This is a genomic window from Pseudomonas sp. RGM 3321, from assembly GCF_022836805.1.
GTDB lineage: Bacteria > Pseudomonadota > Gammaproteobacteria > Pseudomonadales > Pseudomonadaceae > Aquipseudomonas.
On sequence record NZ_JALHBH010000100.1, the window covers coordinates 25,119 to 44,863 of the forward strand.

At 60.3% G+C, this 19,745-nt stretch carries 14 protein-coding genes, 4 tRNA genes and 1 pseudogene; 5 read left to right on the forward strand and 14 right to left on the reverse strand.

All coding sequences use genetic code 11. The annotated features are described in order from the left end of the window. Window positions 1-127 precede the first annotated feature (127 nt). Entirely contained in the window at window positions 128-352 is a 225-nt protein-coding gene (locus tag RGM3321_RS08085) for a hypothetical protein (protein ID WP_005782644.1), read from the forward strand. Between the two features lie 62 nt (window positions 353-414). On the opposite strand, the gene RGM3321_RS08090 is transcribed toward RGM3321_RS08085, so the two are convergent. Continuing rightward, window positions 415-915 carry a hypothetical protein gene (locus tag RGM3321_RS08090; RefSeq protein ID WP_244392489.1) on the reverse strand — a complete coding sequence of 167 codons (501 nt, stop codon included), beginning with the start codon at window positions 913-915 and terminating at the stop codon, window positions 415-417. Window positions 916-1,250: 335 nt separating this feature from the next. Here RGM3321_RS08090 and RGM3321_RS08095 point away from each other — a divergent pair, with 335 nt between their 5' ends. Then, entirely contained in the window at window positions 1,251-4,253 is a 3,003-nt protein-coding gene (locus RGM3321_RS08095) for an autotransporter domain-containing protein (RefSeq protein WP_244392490.1), read from the forward strand. 160 nt (window positions 4,254-4,413) lie between these two features. Here RGM3321_RS08095 and RGM3321_RS08100 read toward each other — a convergent pair whose 3' ends face one another. The 5 genes from RGM3321_RS08100 to RGM3321_RS08120 form a co-directional block, all read right to left on the reverse strand. Beyond that, window positions 4,414-6,036 carry an FGGY-family carbohydrate kinase gene (locus RGM3321_RS08100; RefSeq protein ID WP_244392491.1) on the reverse strand — a complete coding sequence of 541 codons (1,623 nt, stop codon included), beginning with the start codon at window positions 6,034-6,036 and terminating at the stop codon, window positions 4,414-4,416. 4 nt (window positions 6,037-6,040) lie between these two features. Further along, window positions 6,041-6,769 (reverse strand): SDR family oxidoreductase, encoded by a 729-nt coding sequence (locus RGM3321_RS08105; RefSeq protein ID WP_244392492.1) that lies wholly within the window; start codon window positions 6,767-6,769, stop codon window positions 6,041-6,043. 36 nt (window positions 6,770-6,805) lie between these two features. After that, entirely contained in the window at window positions 6,806-8,053 is a 1,248-nt protein-coding gene (locus RGM3321_RS08110) for a hypothetical protein (protein ID WP_244392493.1), read from the reverse strand. Then, complete coding sequence (locus RGM3321_RS08115) at window positions 8,050-8,871, reverse strand: ATP-binding cassette domain-containing protein (RefSeq protein WP_122259808.1); 822 nt, start codon at window positions 8,869-8,871, stop codon at window positions 8,050-8,052. Before RGM3321_RS08115 ends, RGM3321_RS08110 begins: the two co-directional genes overlap by 4 nt. A gap of 112 nt (window positions 8,872-8,983) precedes the next feature. After that, the gene (locus RGM3321_RS08120) at window positions 8,984-10,075 is read right to left on the reverse strand and encodes a sugar ABC transporter substrate-binding protein (protein ID WP_244392494.1); all 1,092 of its coding nucleotides are present in this window, start codon (window positions 10,073-10,075) and stop codon (window positions 8,984-8,986) included. Between the two features lie 308 nt (window positions 10,076-10,383). Between RGM3321_RS08120 and RGM3321_RS08125 the strand changes: the two genes are divergently transcribed. Next, window positions 10,384-11,445 carry a LacI family DNA-binding transcriptional regulator gene (locus RGM3321_RS08125; protein WP_244392495.1) on the forward strand — a complete coding sequence of 354 codons (1,062 nt, stop codon included), beginning with the start codon at window positions 10,384-10,386 and terminating at the stop codon, window positions 11,443-11,445. A gap of 36 nt (window positions 11,446-11,481) precedes the next feature. Further along, window positions 11,482-11,609: pseudogene (locus tag RGM3321_RS08130) on the forward strand (DNA-binding domain-containing protein); the annotation flags it as partial. 81 nt (window positions 11,610-11,690) lie between these two features. Here the strand turns inward: RGM3321_RS08130 and RGM3321_RS08135 are convergent. Further along, window positions 11,691-11,858: a hypothetical protein gene (locus tag RGM3321_RS08135; RefSeq protein ID WP_244392496.1), complete on the reverse strand. Its 168-nt coding sequence runs from the start codon at window positions 11,856-11,858 to the stop codon at window positions 11,691-11,693. 361 nt (window positions 11,859-12,219) lie between these two features. Between RGM3321_RS08135 and RGM3321_RS08140 the strand changes: the two genes are divergently transcribed. Then, on the forward strand, window positions 12,220-14,304 hold the full coding sequence (locus RGM3321_RS08140) for a calcium-binding protein (RefSeq protein ID WP_244392497.1): 2,085 nt from the start codon (window positions 12,220-12,222) through the stop codon (window positions 14,302-14,304). Between the two features lie 274 nt (window positions 14,305-14,578). Here the strand turns inward: RGM3321_RS08140 and RGM3321_RS08145 are convergent. The 7 genes from RGM3321_RS08145 to rluD form a co-directional block, all read right to left on the reverse strand. Further along, a tRNA-Pro gene (locus RGM3321_RS08145) sits at window positions 14,579-14,655 on the reverse strand. A 97-nt stretch (window positions 14,656-14,752) separates the two neighbouring features. Beyond that, window positions 14,753-14,828 (reverse strand) — tRNA-Lys (locus RGM3321_RS08150). A gap of 5 nt (window positions 14,829-14,833) precedes the next feature. Then, window positions 14,834-14,910 (reverse strand) — tRNA-Pro (locus RGM3321_RS08155). Between the two features lie 29 nt (window positions 14,911-14,939). Beyond that, window positions 14,940-15,015, reverse strand: a tRNA-Asn gene (locus tag RGM3321_RS08160). Window positions 15,016-15,311: 296 nt separating this feature from the next. Then, window positions 15,312-17,876, reverse strand: coding sequence for an ATP-dependent chaperone ClpB (clpB, locus tag RGM3321_RS08165; RefSeq protein WP_244392498.1), 2,565 nt, complete (start codon window positions 17,874-17,876; stop codon window positions 15,312-15,314). Window positions 17,877-18,046: 170 nt separating this feature from the next. Beyond that, window positions 18,047-18,775: a peptidoglycan editing factor PgeF gene (pgeF, locus tag RGM3321_RS08170; RefSeq protein WP_244392499.1), complete on the reverse strand. Its 729-nt coding sequence runs from the start codon at window positions 18,773-18,775 to the stop codon at window positions 18,047-18,049. After that, complete coding sequence (rluD, locus tag RGM3321_RS08175) at window positions 18,772-19,734, reverse strand: 23S rRNA pseudouridine(1911/1915/1917) synthase RluD (protein ID WP_005895286.1); 963 nt, start codon at window positions 19,732-19,734, stop codon at window positions 18,772-18,774. Before rluD ends, pgeF begins: the two co-directional genes overlap by 4 nt. Between the last annotated feature and the right edge of the window lie 11 nt (window positions 19,735-19,745).

Genomic DNA, 19,745 nt, shown 5'->3' on the forward strand with positions numbered 1-19,745 from the left:
TACTAGCGAATAGCTCATTTGTGCTATTGAGGTGTTGGTAAGCGGTGACTTTAATGGTGTTGTCTTCCGTCGTTCAAAGGTACGGAAGCCCTGATTTATCAATGACCCTTTCAGAGGAAACAACGCCATGACTCAAGCAGTGAACCCACAACAGGCACATGATGCGCTTCCTGCCGGACCAGCACTTCGAGTGCTGAACGAGACCGAGTTGAGCCAGGTCGGTGGTGGTATTGAATTCAGTGCATTTGGTTACACCTTCGCAGGCGGAGAGTCGTTTGCACCAGGTTTCAACTATGCGTCTATCACCAACTCGCGGGGTATTCCGGTTTATTACACAACCTGGCAGAACTGACAGCGTTATCAATGCGCCGCTTACAGAACCCGGACACTGTCCGGGTTTTGTGCTGATGGCGTTTATTTCTGAAGTGTGAATTCGGCTTTGTCAAAAGACAGCCAGCAAGCATCATTGTCGGTCCATTTTGATTCACTGGTGCCCAACACACCTTTCACAAGAACCCTGTCGCCCTTCTTGAAGCTGCTTATTTTTTTCTTGTTGACCAACAGGTCATCGCGGGTGAGGCCCTGGCCCGTGCATTTGGGATTGGACGGATCGCTGAAGATGACCGAAATCTGATTCTGACCTACTGCCGTCCCTGTTTTGGTAATGCGCTGTACGACGCCAGGAATGATCAGTGTTCGGGCGTCCCATTTCTCTTTCGCGGTGACCTCATTGGTCTGCCAATCGCGCCATATTTCTGTCAAGGTTGTTTCTCTGGCCTCGGCCAGCCCTCTAAAATCCCCACTCAGTACATCACCCGTTTGATCAAGGACACCATTGGTCATTGACATGGCCTGATCAAGACCCGCACACCCCGACAATGCCAGAATCAACGGAAACAAAACTACACTTTTCATTCACACACTCCACTGACTGGCACACCAGGCACCTAACGCTGCCACTCATTATTTAAATAAATAACGTCGAATAACTTCGCACGCAACCGTAATCACGGCGCAACAGAATATCAATAGTACAGATGCACTAAGCCATCCCTGGCCAACTGATTAAACCTGACATTAATAGGTGCCACTAGTGCATACGCGCACGTGCCACTAGTACACGCGTGCTATTTCCATTACCCCATCGCCTCTCAATACTCCCGTTGTTGGCACCCCGCCGAACGGAAACGCCTAAGCCCTCAGGGCTGGCAGCCACCCCTTGTGGTCTTTATGGAGTATCTGGAGTCGCTATGAACCCCTTATTTAAACTATCCCCTCTTGCTTTTGCGGTTACTCTTGCACTGCTCCCAGAGGCCCAGGCAGCGGATTACGTTCTTACCGATGGTCAGGAAACCTTTAACAGCGACCGCGTCATCGATGGCTCGATCAACGTACGGTCAACTGACGGCAACACCTCCAGCCTCACCATCAACAGCGGCGCAACCGTGACCAGCGAAGGCGGCAACATTGTTGGTCAAGCCAGCAGTACCGGCGTCAACCCGGCCCAGGCCAGCGTCATAGTCGAAGGGGCCGGTTCGCGCTGGGTGGTGCCGCGGACTTCATTCGTACTCGGTAACACGATCGTTGTCGGTGGGGTCGGTCAAGGCGACCTGAACGTGCGCAACGGGGGTCAGGTGTCGGTGCGGGATCTGGATCTGGGTGATGTCAACGGCTCTCGCTCCAACGCATTTTCAAACGCGCAGTTGCTGGTGAGTGGCCAGAACTCCCTGGTTGACGCGGTCAACATCGAGGCGGGTGGGGTGTTTGTCTACAGGTCGAGCATAACGGCCAATGATGGCGGCAAGATCAACAGCCAGCAGGTAGACATTGACTCCGTCGTCAATCTTTCCGGTGCCGGAACCCGCTGGGACAACAGTGGCGTGTTCAGAAACAGAAACAACCTTACTCTCGATAACGGCGCAGTACTGACCACCGACTCGCTCTTGCTGGGTTCGGCTATCAGCAGCCGCAGCAATCAGGTGAGTATTTCCGGACAAGGCACCCGCCTGGCAGCGCAAAGCATGACGCTTGGCACCAGCGACACCCGCACTTACCTGACGCTGTCCGACGGTGCCGAGCTGAGTTCTACCAACGGTATCCTCATCAGCACTATCAGCAGCATCAACACTCCCACACGCGGCACGCTTGCTGTGGGCGGTCCGGTCGTGACCGACCCCAACCGTACCGATATCGATTCGGTGACTGCCGGAACAGCTCAGGCGGCCGGCCGACTGGACCCGCAAACCGCCATTAATTTCGGCACCGGCAACGGCCACTTGGCGTTCAACCATACCGATACTGATCTGCAGGTTGCCAACACGCTGAATGGAACGGGCCGAGTGTATGCGTTCAACGGCAATACCACCTTGAGCGGCGACCTCACCGGGCTGGCTGGCAGCGTCGTTGTGCGCGGCGGGCGACTGGTGCTGTCGGGGAACGTCGACCAGGTCAATCAGCGCGGCAATACAGCCACGACCCAAAGCCTTTCGCGGTTTAACGTAGGCAACGGCACCCTGGTGGTCAACGGTATTGCCGGGCGCACCGAGTTCGGGACGTATACCAACAGCGCCCAGGTACTGGACGGCGGCGTTCTGGCCGGCGTCGGTCAGGTGGGCACGACGCAGGTAGCGTCCGGCGGTACCCTGTCGCCCGGCGAAAGCGCCATAGGTGCGCTGGCCATACAAGGCGACCTCGACATGGCCGCAGGCTCACGTTACGCCGCGGACATCGCAGGCGACGGTAGAGCAGACAAGATCAACGTAAGCGGCACGGCCACCCTGCGCGGTACGCAGGTCAACGTGACTGCGCTGGATCCTGCGCAGAGCTATCAGAGCGGCAGGACTTACACCTTACTCTCTGCTCAGGGCGGTGTGGTCGACGGCGCCGCCGCAGGGACCGCCTATGCCCAGGCGCTGACCAACTCGGCGTTTCTGAATGTCGGACTGCAGCGTACCGCCAATGATCTGAACCTCACCATCGAGCAAAAAAGCGTAGAGCCGACGCCGACGCCGGAACCAACTCCAGCTCCAACTCCAGAACCTACACCTACACCTGAACCGACTCCGACTCCGACTCCAGAGCCTACGCCTACGCCAACTCCAGAGCCGACTCCAGCACCAACACCAGGCATCTTTCAAACGGTCATGCTGACTCAAAACCAGTTCAATACCGCTGGCGCGCTGAGCGTACTCGAGCAAAGCGGTGAGCCGCTGCGCCTCTACAACAACCTGCTGATTCTGGATGCCGAAAGCGCTCGCAACGCAGCCGATCAACTGTCTGGCGACTACCTCGGCAGTACCTCGACGGCCCTGATCGCCAATAGTCAGGTGGTATCGGGGGTGCTGGGCACTCGTATGCGTAATCTTCTGGATACGGGAACATTGCGCATGCCTGCCATGGCACTCAATCTGATGCCAAGCACATCGACCACGCAAAACGGTGCCTGGGTGCAGCCATTCGGCAACTGGACCAGGACAAGCGGCAATAACGGTGCCGGTGGTCTGCACCAAAGCACTGGCGGCCTGCTGTTCGGGGCAGATGGTAGCTTCACACCGGATTGGCGCGGTGGCGTCTACGCTGGCTACAGCCGTTCGAAGTTCGACGCCGATGACAGCGATGCTGACGGTCACAGCGACAACTATCATCTGGGCCTCTACACCGGTGGCCAGATCGATGCCCTGCGCCTCAGTGCTGACGTCGGTTACACCTGGCACAAGCTGGAGAGTGAGCGGAATGTGGCGTTTGCCGGATTCAGTGATCACTTGACCGGCAAACGCAACGCCCAGTCGCTGCAGGCAAGTGGTGAAGCGGCCTACCGCATACCGGTCGGCAGCATGGCTCTGGAGCCTTTCGCCGGTCTTTCCTACGTGCGCTACGACGCCAAAGACCTGCACGAAAAAGGCGGGCCAGCCGCACTGGACGTGTCCAGCGATAAACAGGACACCTTCTTCTCGACACTGGGTCTGCGCGCGTCGTCGAGCATCAATGTGGCGAACGTCAATACGCAGGTTTACGGCTCAGTAGGATGGCGACGCGCCTACGGTGACCTGGACCCGCGCAACGTCCAGTCTTTCGCCGGCGGTCCAGACTTCGAAGTGCAGGGCGTCGCTCAAACGCGCAACACCGCCTTGACTGAAGTGGGCGCGAAACTGCGCTTGAACAGGCAGACCGATCTGGACCTGTCCTACCAGGGGCAGTTCGGCACCGACACGCGTTTCCATTCGGTCAATGCAGGCGTGACTGTTCGCTTCTGACCGTAGTTGTAGCGCTCAGCGCTATACACAAGTCTGTTCTCGATTCTGGCCTAAGGCCGTGGGAGCAAGCTTGATCGCCAAGGGTCCAGTACAGCACCGAAAACGGGGCGTCTGGACCCTTTTTTGTTGAGCAGGCTCATCACGGACTTCAGGGTCGAACTCACTCTCGAATGAAGATAGATCGCACTTCTCGTTCAGCTGCCTGAAGAACCTCGAACGCAGCGTAGCGCCTGCGATGCTGGTCTGCGAGCGCTCCCTCTACCGGTGTAAACACGCGGTCCAGGCTCGCCATGCGTTCCATGACATCGAGCAGACGGAGACCCGCTTCAGCAGCAACGGCACCCAGCATGGCCGCCCCTCGCAATACCGGTTCCTCGGTGTCACTAACCGCCACCGGTACACCGGTGGCATCGGCAAGCAACTGCCGGACGAAATCGCTCTGGGCTGCACCGCCACTGGCGACGATCAGCTCGATAGGGATACCGTCACGCGCCAAGGCTTCGAGCAGCTGCCGCAGACCGTAGGCGATGCCGCAGAGGCCGGCGACGTATAGACCGGGAAGTCCCTCCAGCTCCCGATCCAGGGTCAGGCCAGCGAGCACCGCACGGGCATCGGGATCGGCGAACGGCGAACGATTACCGAGGAATTCGGGCACCACGTGCAGACCGTCGGCCAAGCTCAGCGCCGCGCTACCGAGAGGCGCCACCTGGGCTTCGAGCCAGGCAAGCAGCGTCTGGCCCTGTTGCTCGGCCGTCTCGCGTGCTTCCCCCACCGCTGGATGCAGAGAGACCAGATGATCGATGGCCGACCCCGCCGCCGACTGCCCGCCCTCGGTGAGCCAGAGCCCCGGCAGCATAGCCGAGTAATACGGGCCCCAGACGCCATTAACGTAGGCCGGCACCGGACTGGATGCCATGGAGCAGGCCGAGGTGCCGAAGATATAGGCCAGACGCTGCGTGACCGCCGTCTGCCCATCGGGGGAGGCACCGCCGAGGGAACCGACCCCGCCAGCATGGGCGTCGATCAGCGCCGCGCCCACCGCCGTGCCCGGCAGCAGGCCGAACTCGGCTGCCGCGGTCGGGCAGAGACCCTGGCCCAAGGGCGTACCGGGTTCGACGATGCGCGTGCCAAGCCGTACGAAACCTTCTTCTGCCAGTTCGCCAAGCCCTATGGTCTCGAAATAGGAGGCGTCCCAGCGTTGCTCGTGGGCCAGGTAGGTCCACTTGCAGGTGACGGTGCAGGCCGACCTCGCCAGGTCGCCGGTGGCACGCCAGGTGAGATAGTCTGCCAGGTCGAAGAAATGCCCGGCGCGGTCGAAAGCCTGTGGCCGATGACGTTTGAGCCAGAGCAGCTTGGGCGTTTCCATCTCCGGCGACATGCGCCCCCCTACGTAGCGCAGTACCGGATGACCAGTCGCGGTGATCTCGATCGCCTCCGCCGTGGCGCGATGATCCATCCAGACCATGACGTTGCGCTGGTCGTCGCCTGAGTCGCCGACGCCGACCGGATCGCCCGCGGCCGTTACCACCACCAGCGAGCAGGTGGCATCGAAGCCGATGCCAGCGATGGCCTCGGCCCCAGCGCCAGCCTTGTCCAGCGCGCCGCGGACGCTGCTGACAATGGCCTGCCAGATCTGCTCAGCCGACTGCTCGACCCGCTGTCCGCCGCCATGCCAGGTCTCAAGCGGAGCCTTGGCCGCGGCCAGCAGCCGCCCGCTGGCGTCGAACACGCCTGCCCGCGCGCTGCCAGTTCCCACATCGACCCCTATGAAATGTCGGCTCATGGCATTAAAGGTCCACGCTGAAGGGCATGATGACCAGATCGCGGACCACCACGTTGTGCGGCCGGGTCAGCATGAACAGCACCGCTTCGGCGACCTCGTTGGCCTCCATCAGGGCACCCGACGCCTTGGCCTCGTCGAGCTTGGATTGCGGCCAGTCGCTGATCAACGCGGTGACCACCGGCCCGGGTGCCACCGCGCCGACGCGAATGCCATGTTTAATCAATTGCCGACGCAGGCTATGAGTGAAGGCCTGGATGGCATGCTTGGACGCCGTGTAGATCGGCTCCCATACCACCGGGATCAGCCCGGCGATGGAGCTGGTCAGCATGATGTCGCCGCTGCCCCGTTCGATCATGTGTGGCAGCACCGCCTGCACCGACCGGAAGACGGCGTTGATGTTCAGATTAAGCATGCGATCCCACTGATCCGGATCGCCATCCGCAACTTCGCCGCCGATGTAGGCGCCGGCGTTGGCGTGGAAGATGTCGAGCCGGCCGAAGCGCTCGAGGATCTGCGGCAGCATGGTCTTGACGCTGTCCGGATCAAGCAGGTCCACCACCACGGGAAAGGCGTTCGGGCCCAGCTCGACGCAGACCTTTTCCAGGCCTTCGCGAGAGCGGTCTATCAACGCCACCTGGGCACCGGCAGCGAGCATTTCCTTGGCGCACGCCAGGCCGATACCGGAGGCACCGCCGGTGATGGCGGCTACTTTCATGGATAGTTTCTGGTTCATGTGTTCACCTTTGCATTCGAAAGTGGGGCGTCAGCGTCACGCCCGCCCGTGGACAGCCCGCGAACGACGCGCCAGCGCGTCGATGATGACCGCGAGCGCCAGAACGGCACCGGTGATCATGTAGCGCAGCGCCGAGGACAGATCGAGCATGGTCAGGCCGCTGGCGATAGACTGGATAACGATCACCCCGAGCAGGGCGGAGTAGGCACTGCCGCGACCGCCGAACAGGCTGGTGCCGCCAATCACCGCCGCGGCGATGGCATTGAGGTTGACGTCACCGGTCCCCGCCTGCTGACTGGCCGAGGCCAGCCGCGCCGCGGCAAGGATGCCGCCCAGCGCGGCCAGGCTGGCGCACAGCACGAAGGCCGAGGTGTAGATGCGCCGCACATTGATACCGGCGCGGCGCGCAGCTTCGCGATTGCCACCCACCGCCATCAGGCTGCGCCCCCAGCGGGTCCGGGTGAAGGCATAATTCATCGCCACCACCAGCGCGACGAAGAAGGCGAAGATCCACGGCACCCCACGATCCTGGTTGAGGTAGTAGGCGACAGAACCGAGCAGGACCGTCAGGGCCAGGGATTGCAGCGCCAGCCCGACCAGCGAGGGCGACGACAGCTGCGCCTGGCGCCGCCGCGCCCGTTCCCGGTAGCCATTGAAGAACCGCAACGTGCCGGTCAGACCCGCCAGCAGGTAGGCCAGAAGCGGCGGCAGGGTGTCGAGTTGGCCGAAGCTCACCAGGAAGGAGTCGTACGGCAGGTTGATGGAGCCGGCATTACCAAGCACCTGAAGCTGCAATCCCAGCACCGTCAGCAGCCCCGCCAGAGACGCTACGAAGCTGGGCATGCCCAGGCGGGTGAACAGCAGCGAATAGAGGCTGCCGATCAGGGCGCCCGCGACCAGGGCAGCAAGGATCGCCAAGCCCACCGGCCATCCCTGATTGACCCAGAGAACGCCCACCAGCGCTGAGGCGAAGCCGCTGATGGAACCCACGGACAGATCAATCTCCCCTACCATCAGCACGCACACAACTCCAAGAGAAATGATGCCCACAGTAGCAGCGTCGAACAGCAGGTTGGACAGGTTGGCGCTGGAGAGAAACACCGGATTCAAAACGCCGAACGCTGTCCAGATCACCACCAGGCCGATCACCACGGGCAGCGGTCCGAGGTCTCCGGCGCGAATTCGCTCAGCCGTGGCCTTGAGGCTGGCGGCCAGGCCCACGGTCTGGTTGACGCGGCTGTCGCTCCGGTCGAGTAACGCCGCCGTTTCGTTGGTCTGGCTCATGACGGCTGCTCCTGAGTGGTTTCGAGGGTGGCAGCCTGACGACGCAGAGCGCGCCGCGAGACCGAATTGTCGTCAGCCCCGGTGATCGCGCCGATCAGCTCCTGGCTGCTCACGTCCGGGGCGAAAATACCGTTGTTGCGCCCAAGACGCAGCACGGCGATGCGATCGGCCACGGCCCGCACGTCTTCCATGTTGTGGCTGATGACCACCACCGCCAGCCCCCGGTCACGTACCCGCTCGATGAGGTTGAGTACCTCGGCGGTCTGGGCCACGCCCAGAGCAGCGGTGGGCTCGTCGAGCAGGATGACCTTGGGTTCGAGCAGCAGTGATCTTGCGATGGCCACCGTCTGACGCTGGCCGCCGGAGAGCGCGGCGATGGGTAGCCGCACGCTGGGAATGCGCGCCGATAGCTCGCCCAGTAGCTTCCAGGTACGGACCTCCATGGTGGTCTCGTCCAGGGCCCAGGGGTGCAGTTCGCGGCCGAGGAACATGTTGGCCACGACGTCGAGGTTCTCGCACAGCGCCAGGTCCTGGAACACTGTAGCGATACCCAGCGCCTGGGCCTGGGCGGGACTGGCAAGGCTCACCGCCTGCCCGCCCACCTTAAGCGAACCGGAGGTGGGCTGGTGAACGCCAGAGATGATCTTGACCAGGGTGGACTTGCCGGCGCCATTGTCACCGACCAGGGCCACCACTTCGCCGGGATAGAGGTCCAGGTCGATATCGGATAGCACCGAGATCGCACCGAAGCTCTTGCAGATACCACGCAAGCTCAATACGGGCTCGCGCGGGGCCGTCTGGCCGGAATGATCAGCCATGTTTGACTCCCTTATATTGTTGTTGATGTCCAGCAGGACGTAAGAAGTCAGCGCGAGCTGAGTAAGGCGGCTGTCCGTCAAGTACCGCGCTCGCCCCGCCCGCGCAATGGCATCAGGGCTTGATGCCCAGTTTCTGACAACCCGCGGCATAACGATCCGTGCACAGCTGGGCAGCGGTCTGGATCGGTTGGCCGGCCACGCGTTGATCGATAATCTGCGCCTTCAAATTCTCGGCCGTGACCAGAGTCGGCACGAACAACCGCGACGGCGCGTCATACAGCGTGGTCTCAGGCTTGGGCGTCTTGCCAGCGATAAACTCGCCCGCAACATCAGCCGCCGCGCTGGCGACGATCTCGCTGGGCTTGGAGATGGTGTTGTACTGGTCGCCAGCAATGATCAGCTGTAGGCCGGCCACAGTGGCATCGTTGCCGGTGATCGGCGGCACCGGACTCACCCCGGCCGCCTTGAAAGCAGCCACGGCACCGCCAGCGGTACCGTCGTTGGCAGCCACCACGCCCAGGATGCGCTTGCCGAAGCGGGTGATCTGGCCGCTGGCCCATTGCTGCGCCTTGGCGGGTGCCCACTCGGGCGTGTCGTAATCGGCGAGGATCTGATAGCCGCCTTCGGCAAGCCCGGCCATGATGCCCTTCTTGATCAGCCCGGCGGCGGCATCGGTGGGCGAGCCGCCGATCACAAGCAGGCCACCGCTCTGCGGATCGACCTTCTGCGCCTGCAGGTGCTGTACCAGCGAGGTGGCGATCGTCTTGCCAATCGCCTCGTTGTCAAAGGACACATAGTAATCGACCGGCACCGAGGTCACCGGTCGATCGTAGGCGATGACCTTGACGCCACGGGCCTGCGCCTGACGGACCAGGGAGCCCGCCGCCTTGGAATCCACCGGATCGAGAACGATGGCCTTGGCCCCCTGCGACAGCGCGGCGTTGAACTGCTGCTGCTGACGGGAGGCGTCGCCGTTGGCGTTCTGGTAAATCACTCGGCAGTCGGCACAGACCGTCTTCATCTGTCGCTGGAAGCCTGGCAGGTCGTGCTCTTCGTAACGGGTGGAACTCTGGTCGGGCATGAGGAAAGCCACCGGCGATGCCGAGGGCGGGGCCGCCTGCAGACCGGAGGCGGCCAGACTGGTGCCGACGGCAAATGCCAGCACGGTGCGGGAGAACCGGGAGAGCTTGAAGATTCGCGCCATTTTCTTGTTATCCTTGGATAGGGCTTTGAACCGGGCTATTCGTAGACTGCGGCCCCGCCCGGTGGGTGGGGTGTGCTGCGGCGGGAGCCTCAGGATCGCTATACTCCCCTACCTGACGACACACACCCGACCGATGCCGATCACGAGATCCGACGAAAGATGGATATGGCCAGCGGCACAGCATTGCAGACCAGATTGCAATTCCATCGACGGTGCTGCGTAAATTGCACAATCGATGGTGCAATAAGATTTACTCCTCTACTTCCACCACTGTCAAGTGACTTTGCGACCAATGGAAAAGCTCTGTGATGCCCCCTAGCAGCAAGAAGAAAGCGACCATCTACGATCTGTCTCAGCTTTCGGGCTCTTCCGCTTCCACCGTCAGTGCGGTGCTCAACGGCTCCTGGCGAAAACGACGGATCAAGGAGGCGACGGCGCAGCTCATCCAGTCTCTCGCTGACGAACACGGCTACAGCACCAACCTGCAGGCCCGTGGCCTGCGGCAGTCTCGTTCCGGCCTGGTCGGGCTGATGCTGCCGCTCTACGACAACCGTTTCTTTTCCGCACTGGCGCAAGGCTTCGAGGCACGCGTCCGGGCGCGTGGCCTCTGCCCGCTGGTCGTCAGCGGCTGCCGCGATCCGCAGTTGGAGCTTAGTACCGTGGAGTCGCTGCTGGCCTACTCCATCGACGAGCTATTCATCGTCGGCGCTACCGATCCGGACAGCATCCACGGCGCCTGCGCGCGTGCCGGCGTGCGCCATCTCAATCTCGACCTGCCGGGTACCCTCGCGCCATCGATCACCAGTGACAACTACGCCGGCGCCTTCGAGCTGACGCAGGCAATCCTCAGCGAACTGGCGCCCATCAGCGACCTGTCATCGTCGGATCTCTGCCTGTTCGGCGGCTACTCCGACTATGCCAGCCGGGAACGGATCGGCGGATTTCTGGCCGCCAAGCGAGCGCATTTCGGCGACGCCACCAGCGACGACGTCTTCAGCGCCCCCGGCTATTCGCCGGCCATGACCCGCCAGGCCCTGACCGCTCACGTCCAATGCCATGGGCGGTTGCCGAGAGGGGTTTTCATCAACTCCACCATCAACCTGGAGGGCCTGCTCGGCGTGCTGCCGCAGCAGTCGACGGACCCTGTCGCGAACCTGGTGGTGGGCTGCTTCGACTACGACCCCTTCGCCTCTTTCCTGCCCTTCCCGGTCTACATGATGCGACAGAACGTCGAACGCATCCTTGAGCTGGCCTTTGAACTCATCGACCAACCCGAGCCAGTGGTTCGGCTGTACAAGGTCGCACCGATACTTGTACCACCACGCACGGCACTGCCCAGCTTGCTGGATGCATCCGCCCAAGACTATTGAGCCGGACTAATTACGCTGCAGGCGCGACTGGCTAAAGCAGGCTTGAACACCTGGACATGCCTGTTAAAGGACCACGAAAAAGCAGACAACTGCGGGGCTATCTGCTCATAGAGCCTACCGACGTCTTCAGCGAGGTGCCCTATGCTCAAAGCGGTCTCGGCTGAAATTTATCCTTGAACAAAAAAAGCGTCCCTGGGGACGCCTTTTCTGTTGAGCTCAATCTTCAAGTCAGGCTGATACCTGGTTCAAGCTTGCTCGCCTTGCTCGTCTTGCTTGTCATCGTCGTCATGCTTGAGTGCTGGCTTCATGCCGGGCTGAGGCGCGTGTTCAGCGTTTGGCGCGATTTCTTCGCCGTGGTTCTTTTTCTCTTGCTGAACTTTTTTGTCGTGGGCGACGTTACGTGGGTCGGTCATGGGAATTCCTTGATTGGGCAGAGGATTCAAGCACCCATCGACGTGATGCGTTGGCTTTGAGCGCCGGGGCAAGTTTTGGAGTCAGACTGGGCGGAGGCGTTCAGTGCATTTCGGCCGGCGAGCGCGCAACCACTCGTACTCATCTCTGATGAATAGAGGTAAGGATGACCGACCCTTATCAACTAACGCTTCTAGCCGCTTGTTCAATATGGGGGTCCTGTCGCAAGGGTGCAGTTGACACGGTGTGCTGCCGACAGAACACAAAACGTTCGCATTTATCCATGCTGCCAAGGTCAGATCCAGAGGATCCGTGCAAGCCCCTTCCCAATCCGTTCGGGTTCCATGCCTAAAGGACACTGTCATGGCGTCAATCGATAGCAAGGCCACCATCAACTACACCGTGCGAACAGGCCCGGGGACAGTGCAGGTCGACCCCTCCACGGGTGGCGATTCAAACTGGAGCATCATCCTTCAGCCTGACGGCAAAATCCTCGTCGGCGGCGAAAGCTTCCAGACTGCCATTGGCTACCCTGGCTCGCCGGGCGATGAAAGCTACGGCACGCGCGGCAGCTTCACGTCGGTGCGCCTTAACAGTGACGGCAGCCTGGACAACAGCTTCGGCCAAGAGGGAATTGCCCTCGTGCCCGGCAACCTGGACCCGGAAGATTATGCTTACTACGTAATGGCGGTACAGGCCGACGGTAAAGTGCTATCAGCACAGCCAGGGCTTGGCGGTTTGAAGGTAGAGCGCTTTAACGTGGATGGCACCCTGGACACCACTTTCGGCAAAGGCGGCGCGGCTGGCCTTGATGTACCGATCGGCGCTGATGGAATGGCTATCTACGCCACAGCAGATGGCTCGGTGTACGTCAGCCTTCGCGGCACATCCCAGGCGATCGTGTTCAAGCTGGACAGCAGCGGGGCTCCGGTCGAGGATTTCGGTGTCAACGGCGCACTTGTCCTCAACCCGACCGGGCATTACGGCACCGGCAATATCGCCACCGTTGTGCAGCCCGACGGCAGCGTATTGCTCGGCAGTTGGCTGTACGTGGGCGCCGACGGCCCTCACGACCCGGGCGATCCGGTTTATGCCGTTCAGCGACTTGCAGCCGACGGCAGCCTGGATACCGCGTTTGGCGTGGACGGCGTGGTGTACTTCGATACTGCGCTGGGGCTGGACTACCGCGCTGCGATAACCGTACAAGACGATGGCAAGATCATCGTGGCCGGCGAGAGTAACGACAATAACGCTTTCAACGTACTGCGGCTGAATGCGGATGGCTCGTTCGACACCTCCTTTAGTGACGATGGCAAGCTGACGATCCAGGTGCCCCAGGGCGCGTCGAACTATGCTCACTCGGCAATCGTTCAGCCCGATGGCAAAATCCTTATCGCCGGCGACGTGATCACCCGTCTGAACGCCGATGGCAGCCTGGACACAACCTTCGGCAGTCAGGATGGCCAATACCACGTGGACGGATCCAGCCAGGCCAATCACCTGATTGGCGACGACACGGCCGAGATTATCCGCGGCCTGGGCGGAGACGATGTGCTGCAAGGCGCGGGTGGCCGTGACGTGCTGGCAGGCGGGACGGGCGCAGATATTTTCCGCTTCACCCAGATCAGCGACAGTTACCGTACCGCTACCGAAACAGGCAGCGACCGGATTCTCGATTTCGACGCCTCTCAGGACCGTGTCGATCTGATTGCGTTGGGCTTTACCGGCATTGGCGATGGCCACAATGGCACGCTGGCCATCCAGGCCAACGCAGAGGGCACTCGCACATACCTGAAAAGCTTCGATGCCGACGCCAATGGACAGCGCTTCGAACTGGCGTTTGAAGGCAACCTGACGGGGCAGTTGAACAGCACCAACCTGGTGTTCACGGCCCCCACCGTCGAAGGAACGGCTGGCAAGGACGTAATCACGGGGAGCGCAATGTCGGAAGTCATCTATGGCTTGGCCGGCAACGACCGTATCGACGGCGGCAGAGGCTCGGATGTGATCATCGGAGGCGCGGGCGCCGACTTGCTGATCGGCGGCGACGACCCGAACCTTTCGGTCTATGGCCGTAATGGCATCAATGACGCTGACGTGTTCCGCTACACGGCAGCCACTGACAGCTACCGCACGGACAGCCAGAGCTTCGTGGACCTGATTGCCCGGTTCGCAGACAACAATGACAAGATCGATGTGTCGGCGCTGGGTTACACAGGGTTCGGCGACGGTACCGGCACTACGCTGAAGATGGCCTATAACGCGGATCTGGACCGCACCTACCTCAAGGATGTGGAACCTGACGCTGAGGGCCATCGGTTTGAGATTGCCCTCACCGGCGACTGGACCCAGGATCTGCGCACCAACGATATGATTTTTGCGCCAACCGCGGAAGTGTCGCTGGTGGGTGTGGCTAGCGCGGCCACCCAATCAACAGACATGGTGTAAACCAGGCATAACGCCTGCGGGGGTTGTAGGAAGCCGGGGGTCGCCTTGAGACGTTTGTGCGTAGCCAGACAGCGTGCAAGCAGTCTTACAGGCAACCCTCTACCGGCCAGACCGTAAACAGGCGGGATGAGGCGTACGAAGTATTAATCGCTTCATGAGTGTTGTAGCTATAAATCTCCAACAAAAAAGGCGTCCCGAAGGACGCCTTTTCTGTTGAGCTCAAAACAACTGTTTTTGAGCTCTGATCTTCAACCCTGATACAGCTGGGCGAAAATGGTCGGGGTAAGGGGATTCGAACTCCTGACATCCTGCTCCCAAAGCAGGCGCGCTACCGGACTGCGCTATACCCCGATGATGCTAAAAAACACCTCCTAGGAGGCGTTTTCTATTTGGGTGACACTTGTGGCGTCACTCCCTAAGATCCAGCCAGATACAAACTGACCAAAAATGGTGGGTCGTGTGGGATTCGAACCTACGACCAATTGGTTAAAAGCCAACTGCTCTACCAACTGAGCTAACGACCCAAATATGGTCGGGGTAAGGGGATTCGAACTCCTGACATCCTGCTCCCAAAGCAGGCGCGCTACCGGACTGCGCTATACCCCGACTGAAACTGCATTGAACCTTGCGAAATCTGGCTCCACGACCTGGACTCGAACCAGGGACCCAGTGATTAACAGTCACTTGCTCTACCAACTGAGCTATCGCGGAACTATCGATTTCAGATTCAACTTTACAACATGTTGCCTTGAAATCAGCGTGCTGTTAACTCGTTGATTTCAATCTCATCGACCTTTGCGCTTCGTTTGTATCGTTGCGTTCACGTCTCTGAGGCGCGCTATTCTACAATTTTAAAAACACCTGTCAACCCTATAAATTGCTTTTTAAGACAATGATTTGCGATTTTTTCCCAGATCCCCTTTCAGGCCCGATTTTACTGCTGGCAGCATCCTCAGAAAAAAGGCCCTCGGCGAGAGGGCCCTTCTATATAGAGCTGGCGAGCGCTATCAGGCAAACACGATCTCGTCGTCGACCACCTTGCCAGTGATGGTGCTGCCGGGCATGAAGCTGCCCGAGAGGATCATCTGTGCCAGCGGGTTCTCGATCCAGCGCTGGATCGCCCGCTTCAGCGGCCGTGCTCCATAGACCGGGTCGTAACCGACGGCAATCAGCTTGTCCAGCGCCTCGGGGCTCAGGGTCAGCGCCAGCTCGCGTTCAGCCAGACGTTTGCGCAGGCGGCCCAGCTGGATATCAGTAATACCGGCGATCTGGTCACGCGCCAACGGTTCGAAGATCACCACTTCGTCGATCCGGTTCACAAATTCGGGGCGGAAGTGCGTACCGACCGCATCCATCACCGCAGCACGTTGCGCCTCACGATCACCAACCAGTTCCTGGATCTGGGCCGAGCCCAGGTTGGAGGTCATGACGATCACGGTATTGCGGAAGTCCACCGTCCGCCCGTGGCTGTCAGTCAGGCGTCCGTCTTCAAGCACCTGCAACAGGATGTTGAACACGTCGGAATGCGCCTTCTCGACCTCATCGAGCAGGATCAGCGAGTACGGCTTGCGACGCACGGCTTCGGTCAGGTATCCGCCCTCTTCGTAACCGACATAGCCCGGTGGTGCGCCGATCAGACGAGCCACGGAATGTTTCTCCATGAACTCGGACATGTCGATACGCACCATCGCCTCTTCGGTATCGAACAGGAATTCGGCAAGCGCCTTGCAGAGTTCGGTCTTACCCACACCGGTCGGGCCGAGGAACATGAACGAACCGCTCGGACGATTCGGGTCGGAAAGCCCTGCACGCGAACGACGTACGGCATTGGAGACCGCGACCACCGCTTCTTCCTGACCGATCACCCGGTTGTGCAGCAGAGTTTCCATGCGCAATAGTTTTTCGCGCTCGCCTTCCAGCATTTTCGACACGGGAATACCGGTCCACTTTGACACGACTTCGGCAATTTCTTCCTCGGTCACTTTACTGCGCAGCAATTGGTTCTCGGGTTTGCCGTGCTGATCGACCATTTGCAGGCTGCGTTCCAGGTCCGGAATGATCCCGTACTGCAACTCGGCCATGCGGTTCAGGTCGCCACGACGACGCGCCGCTTCCAGTTCCTGACGGGACTGCTCTATTTTCTGCTGGATCTGTGCAGAGCCCGTTACTTCAGCTTTTTCCGAGGTCCAGATTTCTTCGAGATCGGCATATTCCTTCTCAAGGCGCACCACTTCTTCCTGAAGTTTTTCCAAGCGCTTGATAGCCGCTTCATCCTTTTCCTTCTTGAGCGCCTGAGCTTCCACTTTCAGCTGGATCAGCCGACGCTCAAGACGATCAAGCACTTCAGGCTTGGAGTCGATTTCCATACGAATGCGGCTGGCCGCTTCGTCAATCAGGTCGATGGCCTTGTCGGGCAACTGCCGGTCGGTGATATACCGATGGCTAAGTTTGGCTGCGGCGATTATCGCACCGTCAGTAATGGCGACCTTGTGGTGCACTTCATAGCGCTCTTTCAGGCCACGCAGGATCGCGATGGTGTCTTCTTCACTTGGCTCGTCCACCAGCACTTTCTGGAAGCGACGCTCAAGTGCAGCGTCCTTCTCTATATATTGGCGGTACTCGTTGAGCGTGGTGGCACCGACACAATGCAGCTCGCCGCGAGCCAGCGCAGGCTTGAGCATATTGCCAGCGTCCATCGAGCCTTCGCCTTTGCCGGCGCCGACCATGGTGTGCAATTCGTCGATGAACAGGATGATCTGGCCTTCCTGCTTGGAGAGTTCGTTGAGCAGCGATTTCAGGCGCTCTTCGAATTCACCACGGTACTTGGCACCAGCAATCAATGCGCCCATGTCCAGCGACAGCAAACGCTTACCACGCAGGCCATCCGGCACTTCGCCGTTGATGATGCGTTGCGCCAGGCCTTCGGCGATAGCGGTTTTACCCACGCCAGGCTCACCGATCAGCACCGGGTTGTTCTTGGTACGGCGTTGCAGGACTTGAATGGTGCGACGAATCTCGTCATCACGACCGATCACCGGGTCGAGCTTGCCCTCTTCGGCGCGCTTGGTCAGGTCGACGGTGTACTTGTCCAGTGCCTGACGCGACTCTTCGATGTTCGGGTCATTCACGGCACCTTCGCCGCGCAGGTTGTTGATGGCATTTTCCAGAGCTTTCTTGCTGACGCCCTGCCCCAGCAACAATTTGCCGAGTTTGCTGTTCTCGTCCATTGCCGCGAGTAAGACCAGCTCGCTGGAAATGAATTGATCGCCTTTCTGCTGTGCCAGACGGTCGGCCTGGTTAAGCAGGCGCGCAAGATCCTGCGACATGTTGACGTCACCGGTCGGGTTCTGGATTTTTGGCAGTCGGTCCAGCTCTGCGCTCAGTTCCTTGCGCAGGCTGTTGATGTCGAAGCCGACTTGCAGCAATAGAGGCTTGATGGAACCGCCCTGCTGCTCAAGCAGCGCCTGCATCAAATGCGCAGGCTCGATGGCGGGATGGTCGAGGCCAACGGCCAGCGACTGGGAATCGGATAACGCTAACTGTAATTTACTGGTCAATCTGTCGATACGCATTAGTCACCTTCCTTTAATGCAGGCCGGAGCAATGAACACACCTATAAAGAAAACCTGCTGAATAGCCAGTTAGATGCGGACGATTCTGCGCGTTTCAAGCGGGCCGTGGTTGATACAGATCAGACGTGTGTTCAGGCAAGCCTAGCTGGCCCGCGCAAAAGAGCCTGCAATCAGGCGTGATCAATCCAGATCAGCGAGGCGAAGCGGCCGGTGCGCGCGCCACGGCGGTAGGAAAAGAAGCGAGAGTCGGTAAAAGTGTCCAGACCGCCGCCATACACCGCATGAATGCCCTTTGCCGCGAGTCGCAGCCGGGCAAGACTGTAGATGTCGGCCATGAAACGATCAGGGTTCGAACTGGCGACAAATGCATCGGCTGTCTGCGGATGGCTGTGGATAAAGGCTTCGCGCACCTCGGGGCCGACTTCGAAAGACGGCTGGCCGATAGCCGGGCCAAGCCAGACCATGATGTCTTCGGCAGCGCACTGCAAACTGTCGGCGGTGGCTTCCAGCACACCGGCCGCCAATCCGCGCCAGCCAGCGTGCGCGGCGGCGACGCGAGTACCATCGCGACGACAGAACAGTGCGGGCAGACAATCGGCGGTCATGATGGTGCAGGCGACGCCTGGGCTATCGGTCCAGCTGGCATCGGCTTCGACAACCCGGGACGGATCAGCAGGCACGACGTCTACGCCATGCACCTGCTTCAACCAGGCGGGCTCAACATTGAGACGGGAGGTCAGGAGCAGGCGATTGCTCGCCACGGCCTGTGGGCTGTCATCGACGTGATCGCCCAGATTGAGGCTGTCGAAAGGGGCCAGACTGACCCCGCCCGAGCGGGTGGTGACGCACGACTTGATCCGAGCTGGCGCAGGCCAGTCAGGTATCAGCCAGTCATTCACCCGATGAACGCCTCGCGATCCTGCTTGAGCAGCGACAGCAACCAGACGAAATCATCCGGCAGTGGCGATTCCCAGCTCATGCGCTTGCCGGTGATCGGATGATCCAGCTCCAGGAAGCGGGCATGCAGCGCCTGCCGCGGGAAAGTCTTGAGCGAGTCGACCATGGTCAGGCTGGCGGCTGGAGGAATGCGGAAGCGACCACCATAGGCCGGGTCGCCGACCAACGGGTAGTTGATATGCGCCATGTGCACGCGGATCTGGTGGGTACGGCCGGTTTCCAGCTTGACGCGCACATGCGTGTGCGAACGGAAGCGCTCCAGCACGCGGTAATGACTGACCGCCTGCTTGCCGCCTTCCATCACGGCCATGCGCTGACGCTGCTGGCCGTGACGACCGATCGGAGCGTCGATCTTGCCGCCTGCGGTCACCACGCCGATCACGATGCACTCGTAGATACGGCTGACACTGCGACTCTGCAACTGGGTAACCAGTTGGGTCTGTGCCTGAATGGTCTTGGCGACCACCATCAGACCAGTGGTGTCCTTGTCCAGACGATGCACGATGCCGGCACGCGGAACATTAATGATGTCCGGCACATGGTGCAGCAAGGCATTGAGCAGCGTACCGTCGGCATGACCGGCAGCCGGATGCACCACCAGACCCGCAGGCTTGTTGATGACGAGGATCTGGTCGTCTTCATAGATGATGTCGAGCTCGATGTCCTGAGCAACCCATTCACCCTGGGCCTCCTGCTCGGCAATCAGCTCGAGAACAGCGCCACCATGCACGATGTCGCGGGGGCGCAATACGCCTCCGTCCACAGTCAGGCGGCCGTCCTTGATCCAGGCGGAAAGGCGCGAGCGCGAGTGCTCAGCGAATAATTGTGCGGCGACTTGATCGAGGCGTTGACCGCCCAATTCGGACGGCACCTCTGCGCGGAGTTCTATATTTTCGGACATGACCAGACTAG

Excerpts from the sequence above, each read along its gene's own strand:
- RGM3321_RS08105 (WP_244392492.1), bottom strand. The coding sequence starts at position 6,769 with ATGAACCAGAAACTATCCATGAAAGTAGCCGCCATCACCGGCGGTGCC.
- RGM3321_RS08125 (WP_244392495.1), top strand. The coding sequence starts at position 10,384 with ATGCCCCCTAGCAGCAAGAAGAAAGCGACCATCTACGATCTGTCTCAG.
- RGM3321_RS08095 (WP_244392490.1), top strand. The coding sequence starts at position 1,251 with ATGAACCCCTTATTTAAACTATCCCCTCTTGCTTTTGCGGTTACTCTT.
- RGM3321_RS08100 (WP_244392491.1), bottom strand. The coding sequence starts at position 6,036 with ATGAGCCGACATTTCATAGGGGTCGATGTGGGAACTGGCAGCGCGCGG.
- clpB (WP_244392498.1), bottom strand. The coding sequence starts at position 17,876 with ATGCGTATCGACAGATTGACCAGTAAATTACAGTTAGCGTTATCCGAT.
- RGM3321_RS08135 (WP_244392496.1), bottom strand. The coding sequence starts at position 11,858 with ATGACCGACCCACGTAACGTCGCCCACGACAAAAAAGTTCAGCAAGAG.
- RGM3321_RS08110 (WP_244392493.1), bottom strand. The coding sequence starts at position 8,053 with ATGAGCCAGACCAACGAAACGGCGGCGTTACTCGACCGGAGCGACAGC.
- RGM3321_RS08115 (WP_122259808.1), bottom strand. The coding sequence starts at position 8,871 with ATGGCTGATCATTCCGGCCAGACGGCCCCGCGCGAGCCCGTATTGAGC.
- RGM3321_RS08090 (WP_244392489.1), bottom strand. The coding sequence starts at position 915 with ATGAAAAGTGTAGTTTTGTTTCCGTTGATTCTGGCATTGTCGGGGTGT.
- RGM3321_RS08140 (WP_244392497.1), top strand. The coding sequence starts at position 12,220 with ATGGCGTCAATCGATAGCAAGGCCACCATCAACTACACCGTGCGAACA.
- rluD (WP_005895286.1), bottom strand. The coding sequence starts at position 19,734 with ATGTCCGAAAATATAGAACTCCGCGCAGAGGTGCCGTCCGAATTGGGC.
- RGM3321_RS08120 (WP_244392494.1), bottom strand. The coding sequence starts at position 10,075 with ATGGCGCGAATCTTCAAGCTCTCCCGGTTCTCCCGCACCGTGCTGGCA.
- RGM3321_RS08085 (WP_005782644.1), top strand. The coding sequence starts at position 128 with ATGACTCAAGCAGTGAACCCACAACAGGCACATGATGCGCTTCCTGCC.